Genomic DNA, 20,653 nt, shown 5'->3' with positions numbered 1-20,653 from the left:
CTCGAGCCCGAGGGGCTGACTACCAATGAAATCTACCCCAACGGCATTTCCACCAGTCTGCCGTTCGACGTGCAACTCAATTTAGTCCGCAGCATCCGTGGGCTGGAAAATGCGCATATCCTGCGTCCAGGCTACGCCATCGAGTACGATTATTACGACCCGCGCGGACTGAAGAATTCGTTTGAAACCAAGGCGATATCCGGCCTGTTCTTCGGCGGCCAGATCAATGGCACGACGGGCTACGAAGAGGCCGCCGCGCAGGGCTTGCTCGCGGGCATCAACGCCGCGCTGTATGCCTGGGACCGGGAGCCCTGGTGCCCGAGCCGCGACCAGGCTTATATCGGCGTGCTGGTGGACGACCTCATCACGCGCGGCGTCAACGAGCCCTACCGCATGTTCACCAGCCGCGCCGAATACCGGCTGATGCTGCGCGAGGACAACGCCGACATGCGGCTCACCGAGATCGGCCACAAGCTGGGCGTGGTGGACGATGCGCGCTGGGAGGCGTTCAGCCGCAAGCAGGAAGCCGTTGTCCGCGAAACGGAGCGTCTCAAGCGTACCTTCGTCTACCCCGCCACGCTGCCGGTCGAGACTGCCGAGCGCGTGCTGGGCAAGATGATAGACCGCGAATATCCATTATTCGAACTTTTGCGCCGCCCGGAAGTGAGCTACGAGAGCCTGCTCGCACTCACGGGCGACGTTGGCGAGCAAGACCCGCGGGTGCGCCAGCAGCTGGAAATCGGCGCCAAATACCAGGGCTACATCGATCGCCAGCAAGAAGAAATCGAGCGCACGCGCTATTACGAAGAGCTGGCGCTGCCACAAGACCTCGATTACCGCGACGTGCGCGGGCTTTCCATCGAGGCGCAGCAAAAGCTTAACCTGCACAAGCCGCAGACGCTGGGCCAGGCGGGCCGTGTTTCAGGCATCACGCCGGCGGCGGTTTCGCTGCTACTGGTGTATATCAAGAAAAAATACAAAGCGAAAATTAACGACACCCTGGGAGACGCTGCTTGAGCCAGCGACAGATACTGGCGGCCGGGCTGTCCGCGTTGGGCATGGATCTGCCGCAGGCAACGCAGCACAAGCTGCTCGATTACCTCGCGCTGCTGGTCAAGTGGAACAAGGTGCACAACCTGACCGCGGTGCGTGACCCCGACGAAATGGTCACGCTGCACTTGCTCGACAGTTTGGCCGTATTGCCGCATCTGCAGGCGAGGGATCTACTGGATGTGGGCAGTGGTGCCGGCCTGCCCGGCATCCCGCTGGCGCTGGCCAGGCCGGAACTGAAAGTGACGGTGCTGGATGCCAGCCACAAAAAAACTACTTTTCAGCGCCAGGCCAAGGCAGAGCTGGGGCTGGGCAATCTTGACGTCATCTGCACGCGCGTTGAGGAGTACCGTCCCGAGCAGAAATTCGGCTGTGTTATTTCGCGTGCTTTTTCCGATCTCGCCGAGTTTATCAAGCTGACGGCGCACTTGCGCGCGGATGATGGTTTCTGGCTGGCGATGAAAGGGGTCTATCCTTACGATGAACTGGCCCAGCTCAAGAATCCGGTGGCCGAGGTCGTGCCGCTCAGGGTGCCGGGGCTGGAAGCGCAAAGACATCTGGTTTTCATCAAGACGGCTCCATGAAAATACTCGCGATCACCAACCAGAAGGGCGGGGTCGGCAAGACCACCACCTGCGTCAATCTTGCTGCCAGCCTCGCCGCCACCAAACGCCGCGTACTGTTGGTGGATCTCGATCCGCAGGGCAATGCGACGATGGGTAGCGGCGTGAACAAAGACACCCTGCCCGCTTCGGTTTACGACGTTCTGCTGGGCGACAAGACGCTGGCGGAAGTCACAGTACAAACCGGCAAGGGCAATTACGACGTGGTTCCGGCCAACCGCGAACTGGCGGGCGCCGAGGTCGAACTGGTGAACGAGTTCGCGCGCGAAACGCGGCTGAAGAATGCGATTGCGGAAGTCGGCGGCGGCTACGACTATGTGCTGATCGATTGCCCGCCCGCGCTCAACCTGATTACTGTCAACGCCCTCACGGCTGCCCAGGCGGTACTGATTCCGATGCAATGCGAGTATTACGCGCTGGAGGGTTTGTCCGATCTGGTCAAGACCATCAAGAAAGTGCGTGCCCACTTGAATCCTGTGCTGGAGATCGAAGGCTTGCTGCGCACGATGTTCGATACCCGCAACATGCTGGCGCAGCAGGTGTCGGCGCAACTGGAGCGGCATTTCGGCGACAAGGTCTATCGCACCGTGATTCCGCGCAATATCAGATTGGCGGAGGCTCCGAGTTACGGCGTGCCGGCGCTGTTTCACGACAAGGGCTCGAAGGGCGCGCAAGCTTACTTGGCGCTGGCAGGCGAAATGATCAATCGGGCGGGGAAATGAAAAACTCGTCGCTTGCCATCACGGCGTTGCTCGGGCGCTCAAACATCCTCATTTACCGGTATGTAAACTCCGGTGTTTTCGCGCCATCGCGCCTTGTGCTGGCTGCGCTTGGGAGCTTTTCATTGTTGATAATTATGGGTGCGAAAAATGGCTAATATGCGGGGCTTGGGGCGCGGGCTGGACGCGCTGCTCGGGGGCGATAGCGAAATGGCTGGCGACAACGATATGCTGCGCACGTTGAAGGTCGGCCAGCTGCAGCCCGGCAAATACCAGCCGCGCACGCAGATGGACCAGGAGTCGCTGCAACAGCTCGCCGATTCGATCAAGGCTCAGGGCATCATGCAGCCGATCCTGGTGCGTCCGGTCGGCCCGGAAAAATTCGAGATCATCGCCGGCGAGCGTCGCTGGCGTGCGGCGCAGCTGGCTGGGCTCGCAGAGGTGCCGGCGTTAGTGCGCAGGATTGCCGATGAGGCCGCGCTGGCGATGTCGCTGATCGAGAACATCCAGCGCGAGGATCTCAATCCGCTGGAAGAAGCGGTCGGCATCAAGCGCCTGATCGACGAGTTCAGCATGACACACCAGCTGGCGGCCGAAGCCGTCGGCCGTTCGCGTACCGCGGTAACCAACCTGCTGCGCCTGCTCAATCTGGCGCAGCCGGTGCAGGAAATGCTGATGGCGCGCCGCATCGAGATGGGCCATGCGCGCGCCCTGCTCTCGCTGGAAGGCGCCAAGCAATTGACTGCGGCCGAACAGATCGCGCAAAAAGGCCTGTCGGTGCGCGAGGCGGAAAGCCTGGTCAAGCGCATTGCCAAACCGCAGCGCAAGCCGGCCAAGGCGGCGCAGGATATGGACGTGAAACGGCTGCAGAACGAGCTGGCGGAATACCTGGGCGCTAGCGTCGCGATACAGCCTGGCAGCAGTGGTGCAGGGGTAGTGAGCATCCGCTATCACAGTCTGGAACAGCTGGACGGCATTCTGACCCGCATCAGATCCGCCGGGGCGGATAGGACTTGACATCCAAGTCCGAAATAAAGACAATTCAGGATTTGCGTGCTTCCGGACGCAACGAAAAGCGCAGGTTTTGAGCCCCCCGTGATGGACAACAGAACTGTAATGCACCGCGCGTTTGCCAAGTCTGCGCGGTGGCAGCTTATAGCCGCTGCGATATCGGCGATGGCGGCATTTTTCCTGGTGGGTACGCATGCCGCACTTTCGGCGCTTGCCGGCGGTGGCGCAGTGCTGGCCGGTAGTTACGCGGCCACTTCGGTGTCGCGTGCGGGGCAAACCAGCGCCGCGGCGGCGCTGTTGAGTGTTTTGAAGGCGGAGGCGGTGAAGATCGTGGTGGTCGCCGTGCTGCTGCTGCTGGTTTTCAAGTTTTATAAAGGGCTGGTTCCGCTGGCCCTGATCGGTGGGTTGGCATGTGCGGCGCTGATATCCGGCGCGGCATTGCGGACTTTTGACGAAAAAGACAACAAGTAGGATTTGATGGAAATGGCTACCGAGCAAGCGCTGACACCTGCCGAATATATCGCGCATCATTTGACCTTCAATGCCAGGCATATCGGCGACGGCGGCTTCTGGACGCTGCACCTGGACACGCTGGTAACCTCGTGGCTGCTGGGCATCGTGGCGTTCGGTCTGCTGTGGTGGGTGGTGCGCGGCGCTACCGCCGGCGTACCGAACAAGCGGCAAGCCGTGGTGGAGTTGCTGGTGGAGTTTGTCGACGACCAGGTCAAGGGCATTTTCCACGGCAAGCGCCATCTGTTCGTTGCGCCGCTGGCATTGACGGTATTCGTCTGGGTGCTGCTGATGAATGCGATGGACTTCCTGCCGGTCGACATCATGGGCAAGTTCTACCATAACGTGCTCGGCCTGCATGCCTGGCGCAGCGTGCCTACCTCCGACGTCAACGCCACGTTCGCGCTGGCGCTGTCGGTATGGGTGCTGATGATTTTCTTCAGCATCAAGGTCAAGGGTGTCGGCGGCTGGATACATGAACTGTTCTGTTCCCCGTTCGGCGCTCATCCTCTGGTATGGCCGGCCAACTTCCTGTTCAATCTGATCGAATACGTTTCCAAACCGCTTTCCCATTCCCTGCGTCTGTTCGGCAATATGTACGCGGGCGAAATCATCTTCCTGCTGATCGGCATGTGGGCCGCAACCGGGCTGGCCGGTACTTTCTTCGGCGCGCTGCTGGGCGCCGGCTGGGCGATCTTCCACATCCTGATCGTCGTGTTGCAGGCGTTCATTTTCATGATGCTGACCGTCGTTTACATCGCGATGGCGCATGAGAGCCACTGATTTTTTCACAACCCTTAAGTTATAGCGAAAGGAAGTAAAGATGGAGAACCTGCAATATTTGGCCATGATTCAGGCTTACACGGGCATCGGCATCGGCCTGATCATCGGTCTGGGCGCTGCGGGTGCCTGTATCGGTATCGGTATCATGTGCAGCAGCTTCCTGGATGGCGCTGCCCGTCAACCGGAAATGATTCCTTCCCTGCAAGCCAAGGTGTTCCTGCTGCTCGGCCTGATCGACGCATCCTTCATTATCGGCGTGGGTCTGGCCATGATGTTTGCGTTCGCAAATCCTCTGCTCAGCGTGGTTGCACGCTAATTCTGGCATCTGGGCTGGCAAGACTAACAGCTAGGGAGCTGAAATGAACATTAATTTGACATTGCTTGCGCAAGCTTTGTCGTTTGCCATTTTGATCTGGTTTACGGTGAAGTTTATCTGGCCGCCATTGATGAATGCGGTCGAGGCGCGTCAAAAAACCATTGCGGATGGCCTCGCGGCAGGCGAGCGCGGCAAGCTGGATCTGGAGCTGGCCGCCAAGCGTGCAGCTCAGGAACTGCACGGCGCCAGGGAGCGGGCTTCGGAAATCATCGCGCAGGCTGAGAAGCGTGCCAGCGAGATCATCGAAGAAGCCAAGAACAATGCGAAGGCGGAAGGCAATCGCATCATTGTCGGCGCTAAGGCCGAAATCGATCAGGAAGTGAACCGTGCCAAGGAAGGTCTGCGTCAGCAGGTGGCGGAATTGGCGGTAAGCGGTGCGGAAAAGATCCTGCGCCGCGAGATCGATGCCAAGGCGCATGCAGACATGCTTACCGCAATCGCCAGGGAGCTTTGATCTATTATGGCTGAAGCGGTCACGATAGCTAGACCCTACGCCGTGGCGGTGTTCCGCCTGGCAAAGGAAAAGAACGCGCTGGTGCGCTGGTCGGAAATGCTCGCCTTCATCACGGCGGTGGCAAACGACGTGCAGATGCAGGCGCTGAACGACGACCCCCGTGTTCCCGCCGAGCAGGTGGAGCGCGTGTTTCTCGCCGTGGGCGGCGACAAGTTGGACGCGCAGGCGGCCAACCTCATCAAGTTGTTGGTCGAATATCGCCGGCTCGGCCTGCTGCCCGAGATTGCGCGCCTGTTCGAGGAATTCAAGGCGGCGGACGAAGGCGTAGTCGAAGCCGAAATCACGGCGGCGGCCCAGCCTGACGCTGCCCAGGTCAAGGCCCTGGTCAGCCAGCTCGAAGCCCGTTTCAAGCAAAAGGTCGTGGCGCACGTAAACGTGGACCCCGAAATTATCGGCGGCGTAAAGATTGTTGTCGGCGACACCGTCATCGACGCTTCGGTGCGTGGACGCCTCCAAGAGATGGCGTATACGCTGAAAGGTTAGGAGACTTAAATGCAGTTAACCACTTCTGAAATCAGTGAGCTGATTAAAAGCCGGCTGGAAAATTTTAATGCCAGCGCCGAGGCTCGTACGCAAGGCACCGTGGTCTCCGTGACCGACGGTATCGTGCGTGTGCACGGCTTGTCCGACGTGATGCAAGGTGAAATGCTGGAATTCCCGGGCAACACCTTCGGCATGGCGCTCAACCTGGAGCGCGACTCGGTCGGCGCCGTGGTGCTGGGCGAGTACGAGCACATCTCCGAAGGCGACACGGTCAAGTGCACCGGCCGCATTCTGGAAGTGCCGGTCGGCCCCGAACTGCTGGGCCGCGTGGTCAACTCGCTGGGTCAGCCGATCGACGGCAAGGGCCCGATCAATGCCAAGATGACCGACAAGATCGAAAAGGTTGCTCCCGGCGTAATCGCGCGCAAGTCGGTGTCGCAGCCGGTGCAGACCGGCCTCAAGTCGATCGACGCCATGGTACCGATCGGCCGCGGCCAGCGCGAGCTGATCATCGGCGACCGCCAGACCGGCAAGACCGCCGTCGCGGTGGACGCGATCATCAACCAGAAGGGCCAGGGCATCAAGTGCATCTATGTGGCGATCGGCCAGAAGGCTTCGACCATTGCCAACGTGGTGCGCAAGCTGGAAGAGCACGGCGCGATGGAATACACCATCGTCGTCGCCGCCTCCGCTTCCGAATCCGCCGCGCTGCAGTTCATCGCGCCGTACGCCGGCTGCACCATGGGCGAATACTTCCGCGACCGCGGCGAAGACGCGCTGATCGTCTATGACGATCTTACCAAGCAGGCTTGGGCCTATCGTCAGGTGTCGCTGCTGCTGCGTCGCCCGCCGGGCCGCGAAGCCTACCCTGGCGACGTGTTTTACCTGCACTCACGCCTGCTGGAGCGTGCTGCGCGCGTCAACGAAGATTACGTCGAGAAGTTCACCAACGGCGAAGTCAAGGGCAAGACCGGTTCCTTGACCGCGCTGCCGGTGATTGAAACCGCGGCCGGCGACGTGTCCGCATTCGTGCCGACCAACGTGATTTCGATTACCGACGGCCAGATCTTCCTGGAGTCCGACCTGTTCAACGCCGGTATCCGTCCCGCGATCAACGCCGGTATTTCGGTGTCCCGCGTCGGCGGCGCCGCACAGACCAAGGTGATCAAGAAGCTCGGCGGTGGCGTGCGTCTGGCGCTGGCCCAGTATCGCGAACTGGCTGCGTTCGCGCAGTTCGCTTCCGACCTGGACGAGGCGACCCGCAAGCAGTTGGAACGCGGCCGTCTCGTGACCGAGCTGATGAAGCAGGTGCAATACGCGCCTATGAGCGTGTCCGAAATGGCGGTATCGCTGTATGCGGCTAACGGCGGCTATCTGGACGACGTGCCGGTGAACAAGGTGTTGGCGTTCGAGTCGGCACTGATTTCGTTCCTGAAGTCCAAGTACAAGAGCCTGATGGACAACATCGAATCCACCAAGGATCTGAGCGGCGACGACGACAAGGCAATGGCCGCCGCGATCCAGGATTTCAAGGCGTCTAACGCCTACTAAGCCCGGAGGCCCGAATGGCTGGCAGCAAGGAAATTCGAACCAAGATCAAGAGCGTGGAAAACACGCGCAAGATCACCAAGGCCATGGAGATGGTGGCGGCATCCAAAATGCGCAAGGCGCAGGAACGGATGCGCGCCGCCCGCCCCTATGCCGAAAAAATACGCAATGTCGCAGCGCACTTGTCGCATGCGCATCCGGAATACAAGCATGCTTTCCTGGTGGCACGCGAAACCGTCAAGAACGTCGGCATGATCGTGATCACTTCCGACAAGGGCTTGTGCGGCGGGCTCAACACCAATGTGTTGCGTCTTTCGCTCAACAAGATGCGCGAGTGGGAAGCGGAAGGCAAGCAGGTATCGGTATGCGTGGTTGGCAACAAGGGCCTGGGCTTCATGACGCGTGTGGGCGGCGATGTGCGCTCGCAGGTTACGGGGCTGGGCGATGCGCCGCATATGGACAAGCTGATCGGACCGGTCAAGGTGATGCTGGATGCCTATATCGCCGGCGAAATCGATAAGCTCTACGTCTGCTATACCCGCTTCATCAATACCATGAAGCAGGAGCCCGTGATTGAGCAGTTGTTGCCGTTGTCCGGCGACACGCTGGGCAGCGCCGAAGGCTACTGGGATTACATCTACGAGCCGGACGCCAAGGAAATCATCAACGAGTTGATGATCCGCTACATCGAATCGCTGGTGTTCCATTCCGTGGCGGAAAACATGGCTTCCGAGCAGAGCTCGCGGATGGTGGCGATGAAGGCGGCTTCCGATAACGCGAAGAATGTGATCGGCGAACTGAAGCTGGTCTACAACAAGGCGCGCCAGGCTGCGATCACCAAGGAAATTTCCGAGATTGTCGGGGGCGCAGCCGCCGTTTAACGGTGTCGCGGCAATGCGCGAGTTAACGAATTAAGCGTGCAAACGAAATTCAAGATAGACGGGAAATCAACATGAGTTCTGGAAAAATTGTTCAGTGTATTGGCGCGGTGGTCGACGTAGAGTTCCCGCGCGAAGCGATGCCCAAGGTATATGACGCGCTGGTTCTCGATACGGACAGCACCGGCAGCTTTGCCGAAGCCGGCCTCACGCTGGAAGTGCAGCAGCAGCTGGGCGACGGCGTGGTGCGGACCATTGCCATGGGTTCCTCCGACGGCCTGCGCCGCGGCATGGCGGTAAAAAACACCGGTAACCAGATCAGCGTCCCGGTGGGTCACGGCACGCTCGGCCGCATCATGGATGTGCTGGGCCGCCCGATCGACGACGCAGGTCCGGTAGAGTGCGAGGAAAGACGCTCCATTCACCAGGCTGCACCCAAATTCGACGAGCTTTCCCCTTCCGTGGACCTGCTGGAAACGGGTATTAAAGTTATCGACCTGGTCTGCCCGTTCGCCAAGGGCGGCAAGGTCGGCCTGTTCGGCGGCGCCGGCGTAGGCAAGACCGTGAACATGATGGAGTTGATCAACAACATCGCCAAACAGCATGCCGGTCTATCGGTGTTCGCCGGCGTGGGCGAGCGTACCCGCGAGGGCAACGACTTCTACCACGAAATGAAGGACTCCAACGTTCTGGACAAGGTGGCGATGGTGTTCGGCCAGATGAACGAGCCGCCGGGCAACCGTCTGCGCGTGGCGCTGTCCGGCCTGACCATGGCCGAGAAGTTCCGCGACGAGGGCCGCGACATCCTGTTCTTCGTCGATAACATCTACCGTTATACCCTGGCCGGTACCGAAGTGTCCGCGCTGCTGGGCCGCATGCCTTCCGCGGTGGGCTACCAGCCGACGCTGGCCGAAGAAATGGGCCGCCTGCAGGAGCGCATCACCTCCACCAAGGTGGGCTCGATTACCTCGATCCAGGCCGTGTACGTGCCTGCGGACGACTTGACCGACCCGTCCCCGGCAACCACCTTCCTGCACCTGGACTCCACCGTGGTGCTGTCGCGCGATATCGCTTCGCTGGGCATCTACCCTGCCGTTGACCCGCTCGACTCCACTTCGCGCCAGCTCGATCCGCTGGTGGTGGGCGAAGAGCACTACAACGTCGCCCGCGCCGTGCAGACTACGTTGCAGCGTTACAAGGAATTGCGCGACATTATCGCGATTCTGGGCATGGACGAACTGTCTCCCGAAGACAAGCTGGCCGTGGCGCGCGCGCGTAAAATCCAGCGCTTCCTATCGCAGCCGTTCTTCGTGGCCGAAGTGTTCACTGGCTCTCCCGGCAAGTACGTTCCGCTCAAGGAGACCATCAAGGGCTTCAAGGGCATCGTCAACGGCGACTATGACCATCTGCCTGAACAGGCGTTCTACATGGTGGGCGGCATCGATGAAGCCGTCGAAAAAGCCAAGACCCTGTAATAGCAGAGGGATAGGAAGATTATGGCAATGACGATCCATGTAGACGTGGTAAGTGCTGAAAAGTCGATCTTCTCCGGGCTGGCCGAATTTGTGGCCGCACCGGGGGTGATGGGCGAACTCGGCATTTATCCGCGCCACGCACCGCTAATCACCCGCATCAAGTCCGGTGCGATTCGCCTCAAGCTGCCGGACCAGGTGGAGGAAGAAGTGTTTTTCGTCTCCGGCGGGATGCTTGAGATTCAACCGGGGGTAGTGACCGTGCTGGCCGATGTGGCGATGCGCGGTCACGATATCGACGAAGCCAAGGCGCTGGAAGCCAAGGCTGCCGCGGAAGAGGCGATGCGCAACAAATCGTCCGAGATCGACTATGCACGTGCGCAGGCTGAGTTGGCGGAAGCGGTCGCGCAGATTGCGACTATCGAGAAACTTCGCAAGAAAAGTCACTAATTCAGTTGGTTATGAACTTTTCAAAGGCAGCCAGCGGCTGCCTTTTTTGTTTTATACTTAGCTCATGTCCATCAAACAGCTCAATATCGTGATCCTTGCTGCCGGCAAGGGCACACGCATGCATTCGGATTTACCCAAGGTACTGCACCCGCTCGCCGGGCAACCCCTGCTCCGTCATGTGCTGTCTACCGCCCGCAAGCTGGCTCCATCCAAAGTGTGCGTGGTATACGGTTATGGCGGAGAAATCGTGCCCAACAGCATAGAACCGGAAGGTATCGCCTGGGCCCGGCAGGAGGAACAGAACGGCACCGGACATGCAATGCAGCAAGCGCTTCCGCATCTGCAGGACGATGCCGTGGCGCTGGTGTTGCTGGGTGATGTGCCGCTGGTCGAGGTAAGCACCTGTCAGGCGGTATTCGATCGGGCAGCTCAAGGGCAGCTGGCGCTGCTGACGATGGAGAAATACGATCCGACCGGCTATGGGCGCGTTATTCGCAATGCGGATCGCACGGTGAACGCAATAGTGGAGCACAAGGATGCCAGCGAAGAACAGCGCCGCGTACGCGAAGTGAACACTGGCATTATGGCGATGCCGGTCGCACTGCTGTCCGGGTGGCTGGCGCGCCTGACCAACGATAACCGGCAGCGCGAATACTATCTGACCGATATCGTCGGCATGGCGGTAGCGGACGGCATCCCGGTATCCAGCGTGCAGGTCAGACACGAGCATGAAGCTTTGGGCATCAATAGCAAGGCGGATCTTGCCCAGGCGGAGCGTATCTATCAAACCCGCCAGGCCGAGAGACTGCTGAACGCAGGCATCACATTGGCCGATCCGGCGCGCCTGGACGTGCGTGGAGAACTGCACTGCGGCCGCGATGTGGCGATCGACGTCAATTGTGTATTCGAGGGCAAGGTCACGCTGGAGGCAGACGTGTGCGTAGGCGCGCATTGCGTAATCCGCAACTCGACCATTGCCGCGGGAACACGGATCGCCCCGTTCAGCCATATCGACGAAGCGAAGATAGGGCCGGAATGCCGCATTGGACCTTATGCCCGCATCCGGCCAGGCACCGAAATCGGCGCACATGCACATATCGGCAATTTCGTCGAAATCAAGAATAGCGTGGTCGATAGCGCCAGCAAGATCAATCACCTGAGTTATATAGGCGACAGCACGATAGGCAAGGACGTCAATATCGGCGCCGGTACCATCACCTGTAATTACGATGGGATCAACAAACATCGCACGGTAATCGAAGACGGCGCCTTCATCGGCTCCGATACGCAACTGGTTGCGCCGGTGACGGTGGGAGCCCGCGCGACCGTCGGCGCCGGGTCGACGATCACCAAAAATGCGCCGGCGGACCAGCTCACGCTATCGCGCGGCAGACAGGTCACTATTTCCGGCTGGAAAAGGCCGGCAAAAACAGTGAAAGGCAAATGAAAGATGGCGGCGGGTAATATGCTGCAGACAGCTTACATCATTCATTTTTCATTACTCGGCGGGTTATAACCATGTGCGGAATTGTCGGTGCTATTGCAGGGAACGATGTCGTTCCAATTCTTGTTGATGGACTGAAAAGGCTGGAATATCGCGGCTATGATTCAGCCGGGGTGGCGGTACTGATGGACGGCGGCATCCGCCGTGTGCGCAAGATCGGCCGCGTAGCGGAAATGGAACGCGCTATCGGCGAAGCGCACCTGTCTGCGCATCTCGGCATCGGCCATACCCGTTGGGCCACGCATGGCGGCGTTACCGAACCCAATGCCCATCCGCATGTATCGGGCGACCTGATCGCCGTGGTGCACAACGGCATCATCGAAAACCATGACAGGGAACGCGCCCGGCTGCAGGCACTGGGCTATGCATTCGAATCGCAGACCGATACCGAAGTCATCGCCCACCTGGTGCATTATCATTACCTGCAATCGCGCGATTTATTCAAAGCGGTCGGCCAAGCGTTGAGCCAGCTGCAGGGCGCCTATGCGATCGCGGTGATGGCGGCGGACCAGCCGGAGCGCCTGGTGTGCGCCAGGATGGGCTGTCCGCTGCTGATCGGGTTGGGAGAAGGCGCGCACTACGTGGCTTCCGACGTTTCCGCGCTGCTCGCTGCGACGCGGCGCGTGATCTTCCTGGAAGAAGGCGATATCGCCGAGCTGCAACGCGACGGCCTGCGTATCGTCGATCACAACGGCGAGGCGGCGGAGCGGGAGGTACATTTGTCGGATGTGTCGATTGCTTCGCTGGAGCTCGGCCCATACAGCCATTTCATGCAGAAGGAAATTCACGAGCAGCCCAAAGCCATCTCGGACACCATCGATCAGGTGATCGAGGAAGGCTTTTCTCCGGCCGCGTTCGGCTCGAATGCAGAACAGATCCTGAAGGATATCGAAGGCATCCAGATACTGGCTTGCGGCACCAGCTACTACGCGGCGATGGTTGCGCGCTACTGGCTGGAATCCATCGCCGGTATCCCCGCCAATGTCGAGATAGCCAGCGAATATCGCTACCGCGAAGTGGCAACCAATCCCAAATACCTGGTGGTGACGCTATCACAGTCCGGCGAAACGCTGGATACGATGGAAGCACTCAAGTACGCGGTAGCGCTGGGCCAACAAGCCACGCTGTCGATCTGCAATGTACGCGAAAGCGCGATCCCTCGTGCCAGCCGCATGGTGTTCTACACGCGGGCCGGCGCCGAGATAGGCGTGGCGTCGACCAAGGCGTTCACCACGCAACTGGTCGCACTGTTCATCCTGTGCGTCGTTATCGCCAAGCTGCGCGGCCGTATCGACGTTGCGAAAGAAGCGGAATACCTGGACGCGCTGCGCCATCTGCCGGGCAGCGTGCAGCATGCACTGAACCTGGAACCGCAAATCCAGCTGTGGGCGGAGCGCTTTGCCGAGAAGTCGCACGCGCTGTTCCTGGGGCGCGGCGTGCATTACCCGATTGCGCTGGAAGGCGCGCTGAAGCTGAAGGAAACCTCTTATATCCACGCCGAAGCCTATCCCGCCGGCGAGTTGAAACACGGCCCCTTGGCATTGGTGGACCAGGAGATGCCGGTGGTGGTGATCGCCCCTAACGATGCGCTGCTGGAAAAAGTGAAATCCAATATGCAGGAAGTGCATGCCCGTGGAGGCGAGCTGTTCGTGTTCGCCGATCTCGACAGCCATTTCGGCGAGCAACAAGGCATACACGTGATCCGCACCCCGCGCCACGTAGGCGTGTTGTCGCCGGTGGTGCACGCCATTCCCGTACAGTTGCTGGCTTACCACACCGCACTGATTCGCGGCACCGATGTGGATAAGCCGCGTAATCTGGCAAAATCAGTCACCGTAGAATAGGGCCGGCCCAATGTCAGTTGTCGCAGTGTTCAACCAGAAGGGCGGGGTCGGCAAGACCACCACCAGCCTCAATCTTCTCGCTGCACTGGCGCAGCGCGGGCGATTCCCGCTGGGCATAGACCTCGACCCTCAGTCGCACCTGACGCTATCCTGCGGCATCAAGTCCCTGCCCAGTTCCGACACCGTCTATGCTTTCTACAGCGAAAACAAGCCGCTGTCGCAACTGATGCGCGAACTGCCCAGCGGCGCGCACATCATTCCGGCGCACATGGAGTTGTTCAAGGTCGATTCTCTGTACGGGCGCAACCCCAACATCACCAGCCAGTTAAAACGCGGCTTGACGCAGGAACTGCTGCCGGACGAAATGATTCCGGTGGTGATCGACTGCTCGCCGATGCTGGGCGTATTGTCGCTGAATGCGGTATTTGCCGCGCAGCGCCTGCTGATCCCGGTGTCGGCCGATTATCTGTCGATGCAGGGCGTCAACCGGCTGGACGCCGCGCTGCGCGTACTGGAGAAGCCGCTCGGCAAACGTATCGACCGCCGCATCGTGGTCACGCGCTTCGATTCGCGGCGGAGGCTGTCATATGACATCTACGACAAGCTGCGCGAACACTACGGCAAGGATTTGTGCGAGACGCGCATCGCCGAAACCGTCAGCCTGGCGGAAAGCCCGGTGCACGGGCGCGACGTGTTTACCTTCGCACCGCATGGCCAGGGGGCCAAGGATTACAACGCGCTGGCGGAAGAATTGATCGGTAGCGGGTTTTTCAATCCGGCTTAAACGCCATTATTCCAGGCTGCATATCCACCCGCCCGGCAAAACCGGATCACAGCCAATCCCAATCCGGACGCGGCTTGTGCGGAGCCTTTTTCATCGCCCGGTCCCATAGCGGCGCAGGCAGCAGTTTCATCAGCCGCCCTACCAGCGCCATCTGCCAAGGCAGGATAACGTAGCGGCGTTTCTTTTCAATGGCATGTGCCATTTTGGCGGCGGCGATGTCTGCGTCCATCAGGAAGGGCATCGGATAAGGATTCACATCCGTCATCGGCGTTTTGATGTAGCCGGGGCAAATGGTGATGACGCCGATGCCGGAGCTGGCCAACTCCACGCGCAGCGCTTCCAGGTAGGCGATCGCGGCGGCCTTGGAGGCGCTATAGGCGCCGGCGCCGGGCAGTCCGCGCAAACCGGCGACGCTGGCGATGCCGGCCAGGGCGCCTCCACCCCGCTCTTTCATGGCTTTGATGAACGGCTGAAAGGTATGGACCAGCCCCAGCACGTTGGTGTCCAGGATGGCGCGGAACGCGGCCAGATCTTCAGCGTGTTCGGTGAGAGTCCCGCGACTGACGCCGGCGTTGGCGATGACGAGATCGGGTGGTCCGTACTTATCGATGAAATCCTGCGCCGCCTGCTGCAAGGCAGCGGCGTCGCGCACATCCAGAATATAGGCGCTGCAATCGCAATCGAGGCCGGCCACCACCGCATCGAGCCGCGCGCGGTCGCGTCCGGCGAGGCCGAGCTGCGCGCCTTTAACTCCATAGTGGCGGGCCAGTGCGGCGCCGATGCCGCTGGAGGCGCCGGTAATAAAAACCCGCCGGGCCAGGGCGGGTTCGGAAGGAAATGGCTGAACGCGCATTAGCGTTTCTGGGTTTTTTCCTGGCGCACGCGGTCGATCAGGTACTCCACCACCTTGAGCGCTTCCTCGTTGCCGCCGGCCAAAGTGCTGGAGGTGAGGTAGCGGCCTTCGACGATCAGCGACGGCACGCCGGTCGCGCCGGAAGCGCGGAACATCTGTGCTGCACGCATCACTTTGGTGTTGACCGAGAACGAGTTGTAGGTTTCTTCCACCTTTTTGCGGTCGAGGCCGCCTTGCTTGGTGATCCAGTCGATAATCGCGGCATCGTTGTCGGGCCTGAGCGCGCGTTGCTTATGCACGGCATCGAACAATGCGACATGCAGTTTCTCGGCGACGCCCAGCATTTCCATCGCGTAATAGGCCTTGGCCATCGGCGCCCAATCGGGGCGCGCGATGCCGGGTACGCGCTTGAATTCGACATCCTTGGGCAGTTTCTTCACCCAGACCGCAAGCGTGGGTTCCAGCTGGTAGCAATGCGGGCAGCCATACCAGAACAGCTCCACGATCTCGATCTTGGCGGGGTTGTCGGTGGGGATGGCCTGCTGCGTCTGCATAAAGTCGATGCCCGGCTGGGGCTCCGCGCAGGCAGTGGTAGCCAGCAACATCAGAAAGGCGGCGATGAACGATTTCATGTAAATTCCTTTGCTATTGGTCGGGGACAGTGTTGTGAATCTTGATCAGGTCGGCATTGAATCCGTTGCGCGCGAGCTCCGCGCGCGCCTTGTTGATCTCGTCGAGATTGGCCAGCGGGCCGACACGCACGCGATGCAGCACGCCCTTGTCGGGGATGTTGGCGGTCTGCACCACGGCTTCGAGCCCGATCAGTGCCAGCTTGGCCTTGGCATTGTCGGCTTCCTGCTCGGTCTGGAACGCGCCTACCTGCAGGAAATAGTTTTCGTCTGCAGGTTTGTCTGCGCCTTGCGGCTGCTGCTGGGTGGCCTGCTTCACCTCCTGTTCGGTGACCGGCGATTCGGAGCCGGTCAGGATGCCGTAAAAAGTGAAGCGGTCTTCCTTCTTTGGTTGGGCGGCTTGGGTGGTATTTGCGGAAGGTTGTATCGTCGCCTGCTTGGTTTCCTTATTCGTCGGCTTTTCGCTTGTGGCGATATCCGGCGCAGGATGAGCTTTTTCCTGGAATGCGCTGCCGCCGTGCTTGACGAAAACCGCAACGCCTACCGAAGCCCCGATGCCGAGCAGCAAGCCGATCAGCAGCCCGGAAAAAAACGGATGGCTGTTTCCGGCGGATTTGGTTTTGGGGGCTGGTTTATAGTCTTTGCTCATTACATTTTCTCCGGCGCGGTAACGCCAAGCAGATCGAGGCCGGAACGCAGCACCTGGCGTGTGGCCAGAATTAAAGCCAGGCGTGCGAGTTTCAATGATTCATTTGCTACTAGGAACTGCTGGGCGTTGTAATAGCTGTGCAGATCACCGGCAAGATCCTTGAGATAATAAGCCACCACGTGAGGCGCGAGTTCCCGTGCCGCATTTTCCACTACTTCGGGAAATTCCGACAGGCGTTGCAGCAATGCCTGTTCGTGTTCTGTAGTCAGCGGACTGAGATCGGCATGCCGGAGCATGTCGATATTGCCGCCCCATTGTTCCATTACGCTGCAAATGCGGGCATGGGCGTACTGGATGTAGTACACCGGGTTGTCGTTGGTCTGGGCACGCGCCAGGTCGATGTCGAACACCAGTTGCGAATCGGCACGGCGCGCGGCCAGAAAATAGCGCGTGGCATCGCAGCCGACTTCGTCGATGAGGTCGCGCAGCGTGACGTAGCTGCCGGCGCGTTTGGAAATTTTTACTTCTTCGCCGCCGCGCATCACCGTCACCATCTGGTGCAGCACGTAGTCCGGCCAGCCCTGGGGAATGCCGATGCCGAGCGCCTGCAGCCCGGCACGCACGCGGGTGATCGTGCTATGGTGATCGGCGCCCTGTTCGTTGATGACGCGCTCGAAGCCGCGGTTCCATTTGTCGACGTGATAGGCCACGTCGGGTACAAAATAGGTATAACCGCCCTCGCGCTTCTTCATCACGCGGTCCTTGTCGTCGCCGAAGTCCGTCGACCGCAGCCACAGTGCATCGTCCTGCTCGTAGGTGTGGCCGCTGGCAACGAGTTTCCGTACCGTCCGCTCCACCTTGCCGTCGGTGTAGAGCGCGGACTCCAGCGAGAACACGTCGAAGCGCACGCCGAACGCGCGCAGGTCGAGATCTTGCTCGCGGCGCAGGTAAGCCACGGCAAAATGACGGATCGCAGCGGTATCCTCGGGATCACCGGCGCCGATGACGTGTTGATCCTCGGCGTCAATTTTTGCTTTTGCCATGTAGGCATTGGCTACGTCGATGATGTAATCGCCGCGATAGCCGTCTTCCGGCCACGCCGGGTCTTCCGGCGTGAGGCCCTTGCAGCGCAATTGCACGGATAGCGTCAGATTGTCGATCTGCGCCCCGGCATCGTTGTAATAGAATTCGCGGGTGACATCCAAGCCGGTTGCGGCGAGCAGGCGGCACAGGCAGTCGCCTACCGCCGCACCGCGCCCGTGGCCGATATGCAGCGGGCCGGTGGGGTTGGCGGAAACGAACTCGACCATCGCCTTGTGGCCCTTGCCGGTGGCGCTACGGCCGTATTGCTCGCCCTCGGCGAATATCTGCCGTACCACCGCGGTCATGGCGTCCGTCGCCATGAAGAAATTGATGAAACCGGCGCCGGCGATTTCCGTCCTGGCGATATAAGATGAAGGCGGCAGCGCCTTGAGCAACGCCTCGGCGATCGCCCGCGGGTTCTGGCGCAGCGGCTTGGCCAGCGTCAGCGCCAGATTGGTGGCGAAATCGCCGTGCTGGGCGGTTTTGGGGCGCTCGATGAGGATGGAGACGTCTTGCAGACTGGGCGCGACAGCTTTTGCCGCTTGGGCCAGCAATTCGGTAAGATGCGTTCTCAAGATGGGTTTTATATAAAAAGCGGTATTTTAACGTTTTCCTGCACTCGCTGCATTGCTATAACGCCCGGGCCTATCCTTTTGATGACAACCCTATGAGTATTTTGCGCGTGGCGCTGGACGTCCCGTTGGCGACGCTATTCGACTATCTCGACGGCGGCAGGCATGCCGAGGTCGGCAGCCGCGTGCTGGTGCCGTTCGGCCGGCGCCAGATCGCCGGCATCGTGCTGGAGAAACCAGAGCAGTCGCAGATGGCGCAGGAGCGCCTGAAGCCGGTGCTGGCTGTATTCGATGGTGAGCCCACACTCTCCGTAGAAACCATGCGGCTGGCCAGATTTTGTGCGGAGTATTACCACTATCCCGTGGGGCAGGCGGTGATGTCGGTGCTGCCGGGCCGGCTGCGCGACGTCAAGCCGGCTTTGCCGGAAATACAGATCGGCTATCGGCTGACCGATAGCGGCCGCCATGTCGGCATTGATGCCTTGCCCAAACAGGCGCTGCTGCAACGGAAATTGTGGCTGGCGCTGGCGCAGGCCGAGGCGCTGGACCAGGCGGCGCTGGCGCAACTGGCGGCAGGCTGGCGCGGCGCGTTCAAAGTATTGCGGGCCAAGGGCTGGGTCGAGGCGGTGCAACTGGATGCCCCCCTGCCCCCGCCCGTCCCGTTCCAGCCCGTCCCGCCGCCGACGCTCAATGCCGACCAGCAGGCCGCCGTGGACGCCATCGGGGCGCAGCTGGACGGTTTTGGCGTGTGGCTGTTGTACGGCATTACCGGCAGCGGCAAGACTGAGGTCTATATGCGCCTGCTGCAAGCAGCGCTGCAGCAACAAAACGCCCAGGTGCTGGTGCTGGTGCCGGAAATCAACCTCACGCCGCAGCTGGAAGGCCGCTTCCGCGCCCGTTTTCCCGGCGAGACGATAGTGGCGCTGCACAGCCAGATGAGCGATGGCGAGCGGCTGCGCAACTGGCGACTGGCCGAATCCGGGCGCGCCCGCATCGTCATCGGCACCAGGCTGTCGGTATTCACGCCGATCCCGCATCTGAAGCTGATCGTGGTCGACGAGGAGCACGACGCCTCATACAAGCAGCAGGACGGCATGCGCTATTCGGCGCGCGATGTGGCCGTGATGCGCGCCAAGCAGGCGGGCATTCCCGTGGTGCTGGGCTCCGCCACGCCGGCGCTGGAGACCTGGCACAACGCCCAGGCCGGCCGCTACCGGCTGCTGACGCTCACGCAGCGCGCGGTGGCGCAGGCGCAATTGCCGGACATCGTCTGTCTCGACGCCAAGACCCCGCTGCTGCGCGACGGCCTCACCCCGGCGCTGATCAATGCGCTGCGCGAGCGGCTGGAACGTGGTGAACAGAGTTTGTTATTCATCAACCGTCGCGGTTACTCACCGGTATTGTTGTGTTCGGCCTGTGCCTGGGTAGCGCCCTGCCACCGCTGCAGCAGCCGGCTGGTGGTGCATCTGCGCCAGCGTCGTCTCAAATGCCACCACTGCGGGCACGAGGAACGCATGCCGCTGCAATGCCCAAGCTGCGGCAATCCCGACCTGCACCCCGCAGGCCAGGGCACCCAGCGGCTGGAGGCCACGCTGGCCGAGCTGTTCCCTGAAGCCCGTATCCTGCGCGTCGACCGCGACAGCACCCGGCGCAAAGGCGCGCTGGAAGGCATGATGACGGAAGTGCACGGCCAGCGCGTGGACATCCTGGTCGGCACGCAAATGCTGGCCAAGGGCCACGATTTCCCCAATCTCACGCTGGTGGGCGTGGTGGATACCGACAGCGCGCTGTTCAGCCCGGACTTCCGCGCCGCCGAACGCCTGTTCGCGCAGCTGATGCAGGTGGCGGGCCGCGCCGGCCGTGCCGACAAGCCCGGCCAGGTGCTGATCCAGACTGCTTTTCCGGACCACGCGCTATTCCACGCGCTCAGGCGCCACGACTATGCCGAATTTGCCGCCACACTACTCAATGAGCGGCAGATGGCGGGCTTTCCACCCTATTGTTTCCAGGCGCTGCTGCACGCCGAGGCTAATCATTTCGAGCCGGTGCGTGACTTTTTGAACGATGCTGTCGATCAAGCTCACAATTTCGCGCACAGCGTCACCGTCTACGACCCCGTCCGCCCCGCCCTTGCCCGCCTCAAGGGCATGGAACGCGCACATTTATTGATACAGGCCGAAAGCCGGGCGGCTTTGCAGGGCTTTTTGCAGAGCTGGGTACCGCTGCTTGCCAAACATAAGCTGGCAGGCAAGCTCAGGTGGAGTGTGGAGGTCGATCCGCTGGAGGTTTGATGCTGCACAAGATGATGGCATCGAGTT

The 20,653-nt window shown here is 60.7% G+C and carries 21 protein-coding genes; 17 read left to right on the top strand and 4 right to left on the bottom strand.

The window, feature by feature from the left end:
* From VGK14_RS03285 to VGK14_RS03210, 16 genes are all read left to right on the top strand, one after another.
* The coding region (locus VGK14_RS03285; RefSeq protein WP_331507497.1) for an FAD-dependent oxidoreductase at positions 1 to 1,017 on the top strand (1,017 nt) is incomplete at its 5' end.
* Positions 1,014 to 1,634 (top strand): 16S rRNA (guanine(527)-N(7))-methyltransferase RsmG, encoded by a 621-nt coding sequence (gene rsmG, locus VGK14_RS03280; RefSeq protein ID WP_331507496.1) that lies wholly within the window; start codon positions 1,014 to 1,016, stop codon positions 1,632 to 1,634. The genes VGK14_RS03285 and rsmG, both read left to right, overlap by 4 nt.
* A complete protein-coding gene (locus tag VGK14_RS03275; RefSeq protein ID WP_331507495.1) occupies positions 1,631 to 2,395 on the top strand; it encodes a ParA family protein in 765 nt (254 codons plus the stop codon). Before rsmG ends, VGK14_RS03275 begins: the two co-directional genes overlap by 4 nt.
* Before the next feature lie 147 nt (positions 2,396 to 2,542).
* Positions 2,543 to 3,409, top strand: a complete 867-nt coding sequence (locus VGK14_RS03270) for a ParB/RepB/Spo0J family partition protein (RefSeq protein WP_331507494.1) — start codon at positions 2,543 to 2,545, stop codon at positions 3,407 to 3,409.
* Positions 3,410 to 3,490: 81 nt separating this feature from the next.
* The gene (locus tag VGK14_RS03265) at positions 3,491 to 3,874 is read left to right on the top strand and encodes an ATP synthase subunit I (RefSeq protein ID WP_331507493.1); all 384 of its coding nucleotides are present in this window, start codon (positions 3,491 to 3,493) and stop codon (positions 3,872 to 3,874) included.
* A gap of 12 nt (positions 3,875 to 3,886) precedes the next feature.
* Positions 3,887 to 4,696, top strand: a complete 810-nt coding sequence (gene atpB / locus VGK14_RS03260) for a F0F1 ATP synthase subunit A (RefSeq protein ID WP_331507492.1) — start codon at positions 3,887 to 3,889, stop codon at positions 4,694 to 4,696.
* A 40-nt stretch (positions 4,697 to 4,736) separates the two neighbouring features.
* A complete protein-coding gene (gene atpE, locus VGK14_RS03255) occupies positions 4,737 to 5,012 on the top strand; it encodes a F0F1 ATP synthase subunit C (protein WP_331507491.1) in 276 nt (91 codons plus the stop codon).
* A 43-nt stretch (positions 5,013 to 5,055) separates the two neighbouring features.
* Positions 5,056 to 5,526 (top strand): F0F1 ATP synthase subunit B, encoded by a 471-nt coding sequence (locus VGK14_RS03250; protein ID WP_331507490.1) that lies wholly within the window; start codon positions 5,056 to 5,058, stop codon positions 5,524 to 5,526.
* Positions 5,527 to 5,532: 6 nt separating this feature from the next.
* A complete protein-coding gene (locus VGK14_RS03245) occupies positions 5,533 to 6,069 on the top strand; it encodes a F0F1 ATP synthase subunit delta (RefSeq protein WP_331507489.1) in 537 nt (178 codons plus the stop codon).
* A gap of 9 nt (positions 6,070 to 6,078) precedes the next feature.
* Positions 6,079 to 7,620, top strand: coding sequence for a F0F1 ATP synthase subunit alpha (gene atpA, locus VGK14_RS03240; protein ID WP_331507488.1), 1,542 nt, complete (start codon positions 6,079 to 6,081; stop codon positions 7,618 to 7,620).
* A 14-nt stretch (positions 7,621 to 7,634) separates the two neighbouring features.
* Positions 7,635 to 8,498: a F0F1 ATP synthase subunit gamma gene (gene atpG, locus VGK14_RS03235; protein WP_331507487.1), complete on the top strand. Its 864-nt coding sequence runs from the start codon at positions 7,635 to 7,637 to the stop codon at positions 8,496 to 8,498.
* A 71-nt stretch (positions 8,499 to 8,569) separates the two neighbouring features.
* Entirely contained in the window at positions 8,570 to 9,970 is a 1,401-nt protein-coding gene (atpD, locus tag VGK14_RS03230; protein ID WP_331507486.1) for a F0F1 ATP synthase subunit beta, read from the top strand.
* Positions 9,971 to 9,991: 21 nt separating this feature from the next.
* Positions 9,992 to 10,417, top strand: coding sequence for a F0F1 ATP synthase subunit epsilon (locus VGK14_RS03225; RefSeq protein ID WP_331507485.1), 426 nt, complete (start codon positions 9,992 to 9,994; stop codon positions 10,415 to 10,417).
* Between the two features lie 64 nt (positions 10,418 to 10,481).
* Positions 10,482 to 11,864, top strand: coding sequence for a bifunctional UDP-N-acetylglucosamine diphosphorylase/glucosamine-1-phosphate N-acetyltransferase GlmU (gene glmU, locus VGK14_RS03220; protein WP_414691697.1), 1,383 nt, complete (start codon positions 10,482 to 10,484; stop codon positions 11,862 to 11,864).
* Between the two features lie 71 nt (positions 11,865 to 11,935).
* Positions 11,936 to 13,765 (top strand): glutamine--fructose-6-phosphate transaminase (isomerizing), encoded by a 1,830-nt coding sequence (gene glmS, locus VGK14_RS03215; protein WP_331507484.1) that lies wholly within the window; start codon positions 11,936 to 11,938, stop codon positions 13,763 to 13,765.
* A 10-nt stretch (positions 13,766 to 13,775) separates the two neighbouring features.
* Positions 13,776 to 14,549 (top strand): ParA family protein, encoded by a 774-nt coding sequence (locus tag VGK14_RS03210; RefSeq protein WP_331507483.1) that lies wholly within the window; start codon positions 13,776 to 13,778, stop codon positions 14,547 to 14,549.
* 46 nt (positions 14,550 to 14,595) lie between these two features.
* On the opposite strand, the gene VGK14_RS03205 is transcribed toward VGK14_RS03210, so the two are convergent.
* From VGK14_RS03205 to argS, 4 genes are read right to left on the bottom strand one after another with little or no spacing between them, the layout of a single operon-like run.
* Positions 14,596 to 15,402: an SDR family oxidoreductase gene (locus VGK14_RS03205; protein WP_331507482.1), complete on the bottom strand. Its 807-nt coding sequence runs from the start codon at positions 15,400 to 15,402 to the stop codon at positions 14,596 to 14,598.
* Positions 15,402 to 16,034 carry a thiol:disulfide interchange protein DsbA/DsbL gene (locus VGK14_RS03200; RefSeq protein WP_331507481.1) on the bottom strand — a complete coding sequence of 211 codons (633 nt, stop codon included), beginning with the start codon at positions 16,032 to 16,034 and terminating at the stop codon, positions 15,402 to 15,404. The genes VGK14_RS03205 and VGK14_RS03200 overlap by 1 nt, the downstream gene beginning before the upstream one ends.
* A gap of 13 nt (positions 16,035 to 16,047) precedes the next feature.
* On the bottom strand, positions 16,048 to 16,680 hold the full coding sequence (locus VGK14_RS03195) for an SPOR domain-containing protein (protein ID WP_331507480.1): 633 nt from the start codon (positions 16,678 to 16,680) through the stop codon (positions 16,048 to 16,050).
* A complete protein-coding gene (argS, locus tag VGK14_RS03190; RefSeq protein ID WP_331507479.1) occupies positions 16,680 to 18,338 on the bottom strand; it encodes an arginine--tRNA ligase in 1,659 nt (552 codons plus the stop codon). The genes VGK14_RS03195 and argS overlap by 1 nt, the downstream gene beginning before the upstream one ends.
* Before the next feature lie 92 nt (positions 18,339 to 18,430).
* On the opposite strand from argS, the gene VGK14_RS03185 reads away from it, so the two are divergent.
* On the top strand, positions 18,431 to 20,626 hold the full coding sequence (locus tag VGK14_RS03185; protein WP_331507478.1) for a primosomal protein N': 2,196 nt from the start codon (positions 18,431 to 18,433) through the stop codon (positions 20,624 to 20,626).
* Positions 20,627 to 20,653: the final 27 nt, after the last annotated feature.

It is taken from the genome of Novimethylophilus sp. (assembly GCF_036504375.1).
Classification (GTDB): domain Bacteria; phylum Pseudomonadota; class Gammaproteobacteria; order Burkholderiales; family Methylophilaceae; genus Novimethylophilus.
The sequence above is the reverse complement of the archived record's forward strand: the minus strand, read 5'-3'. Positions and strand labels throughout refer to the sequence as shown.

Excerpts from the sequence above, each read along its gene's own strand:
- VGK14_RS03210 (WP_331507483.1), top strand. The coding sequence starts at position 13,776 with ATGTCAGTTGTCGCAGTGTTCAACCAGAAGGGCGGGGTCGGCAAGACC.
- VGK14_RS03195 (WP_331507480.1), bottom strand. The coding sequence starts at position 16,680 with ATGAGCAAAGACTATAAACCAGCCCCCAAAACCAAATCCGCCGGAAAC.
- atpB (WP_331507492.1), top strand. The coding sequence starts at position 3,887 with ATGGCTACCGAGCAAGCGCTGACACCTGCCGAATATATCGCGCATCAT.
- VGK14_RS03250 (WP_331507490.1), top strand. The coding sequence starts at position 5,056 with ATGAACATTAATTTGACATTGCTTGCGCAAGCTTTGTCGTTTGCCATT.
- VGK14_RS03225 (WP_331507485.1), top strand. The coding sequence starts at position 9,992 with ATGGCAATGACGATCCATGTAGACGTGGTAAGTGCTGAAAAGTCGATC.
- glmU (WP_414691697.1), top strand. The coding sequence starts at position 10,482 with ATGTCCATCAAACAGCTCAATATCGTGATCCTTGCTGCCGGCAAGGGC.
- VGK14_RS03185 (WP_331507478.1), top strand. The coding sequence starts at position 18,431 with ATGAGTATTTTGCGCGTGGCGCTGGACGTCCCGTTGGCGACGCTATTC.
- glmS (WP_331507484.1), top strand. The coding sequence starts at position 11,936 with ATGTGCGGAATTGTCGGTGCTATTGCAGGGAACGATGTCGTTCCAATT.
- atpD (WP_331507486.1), top strand. The coding sequence starts at position 8,570 with ATGAGTTCTGGAAAAATTGTTCAGTGTATTGGCGCGGTGGTCGACGTA.
- VGK14_RS03270 (WP_331507494.1), top strand. The coding sequence starts at position 2,543 with ATGGCTAATATGCGGGGCTTGGGGCGCGGGCTGGACGCGCTGCTCGGG.
- atpE (WP_331507491.1), top strand. The coding sequence starts at position 4,737 with ATGGAGAACCTGCAATATTTGGCCATGATTCAGGCTTACACGGGCATC.
- VGK14_RS03275 (WP_331507495.1), top strand. The coding sequence starts at position 1,631 with ATGAAAATACTCGCGATCACCAACCAGAAGGGCGGGGTCGGCAAGACC.
- atpA (WP_331507488.1), top strand. The coding sequence starts at position 6,079 with ATGCAGTTAACCACTTCTGAAATCAGTGAGCTGATTAAAAGCCGGCTG.
- VGK14_RS03265 (WP_331507493.1), top strand. The coding sequence starts at position 3,491 with ATGGACAACAGAACTGTAATGCACCGCGCGTTTGCCAAGTCTGCGCGG.
- VGK14_RS03245 (WP_331507489.1), top strand. The coding sequence starts at position 5,533 with ATGGCTGAAGCGGTCACGATAGCTAGACCCTACGCCGTGGCGGTGTTC.
- atpG (WP_331507487.1), top strand. The coding sequence starts at position 7,635 with ATGGCTGGCAGCAAGGAAATTCGAACCAAGATCAAGAGCGTGGAAAAC.
- VGK14_RS03205 (WP_331507482.1), bottom strand. The coding sequence starts at position 15,402 with ATGCGCGTTCAGCCATTTCCTTCCGAACCCGCCCTGGCCCGGCGGGTT.
- VGK14_RS03200 (WP_331507481.1), bottom strand. The coding sequence starts at position 16,034 with ATGAAATCGTTCATCGCCGCCTTTCTGATGTTGCTGGCTACCACTGCC.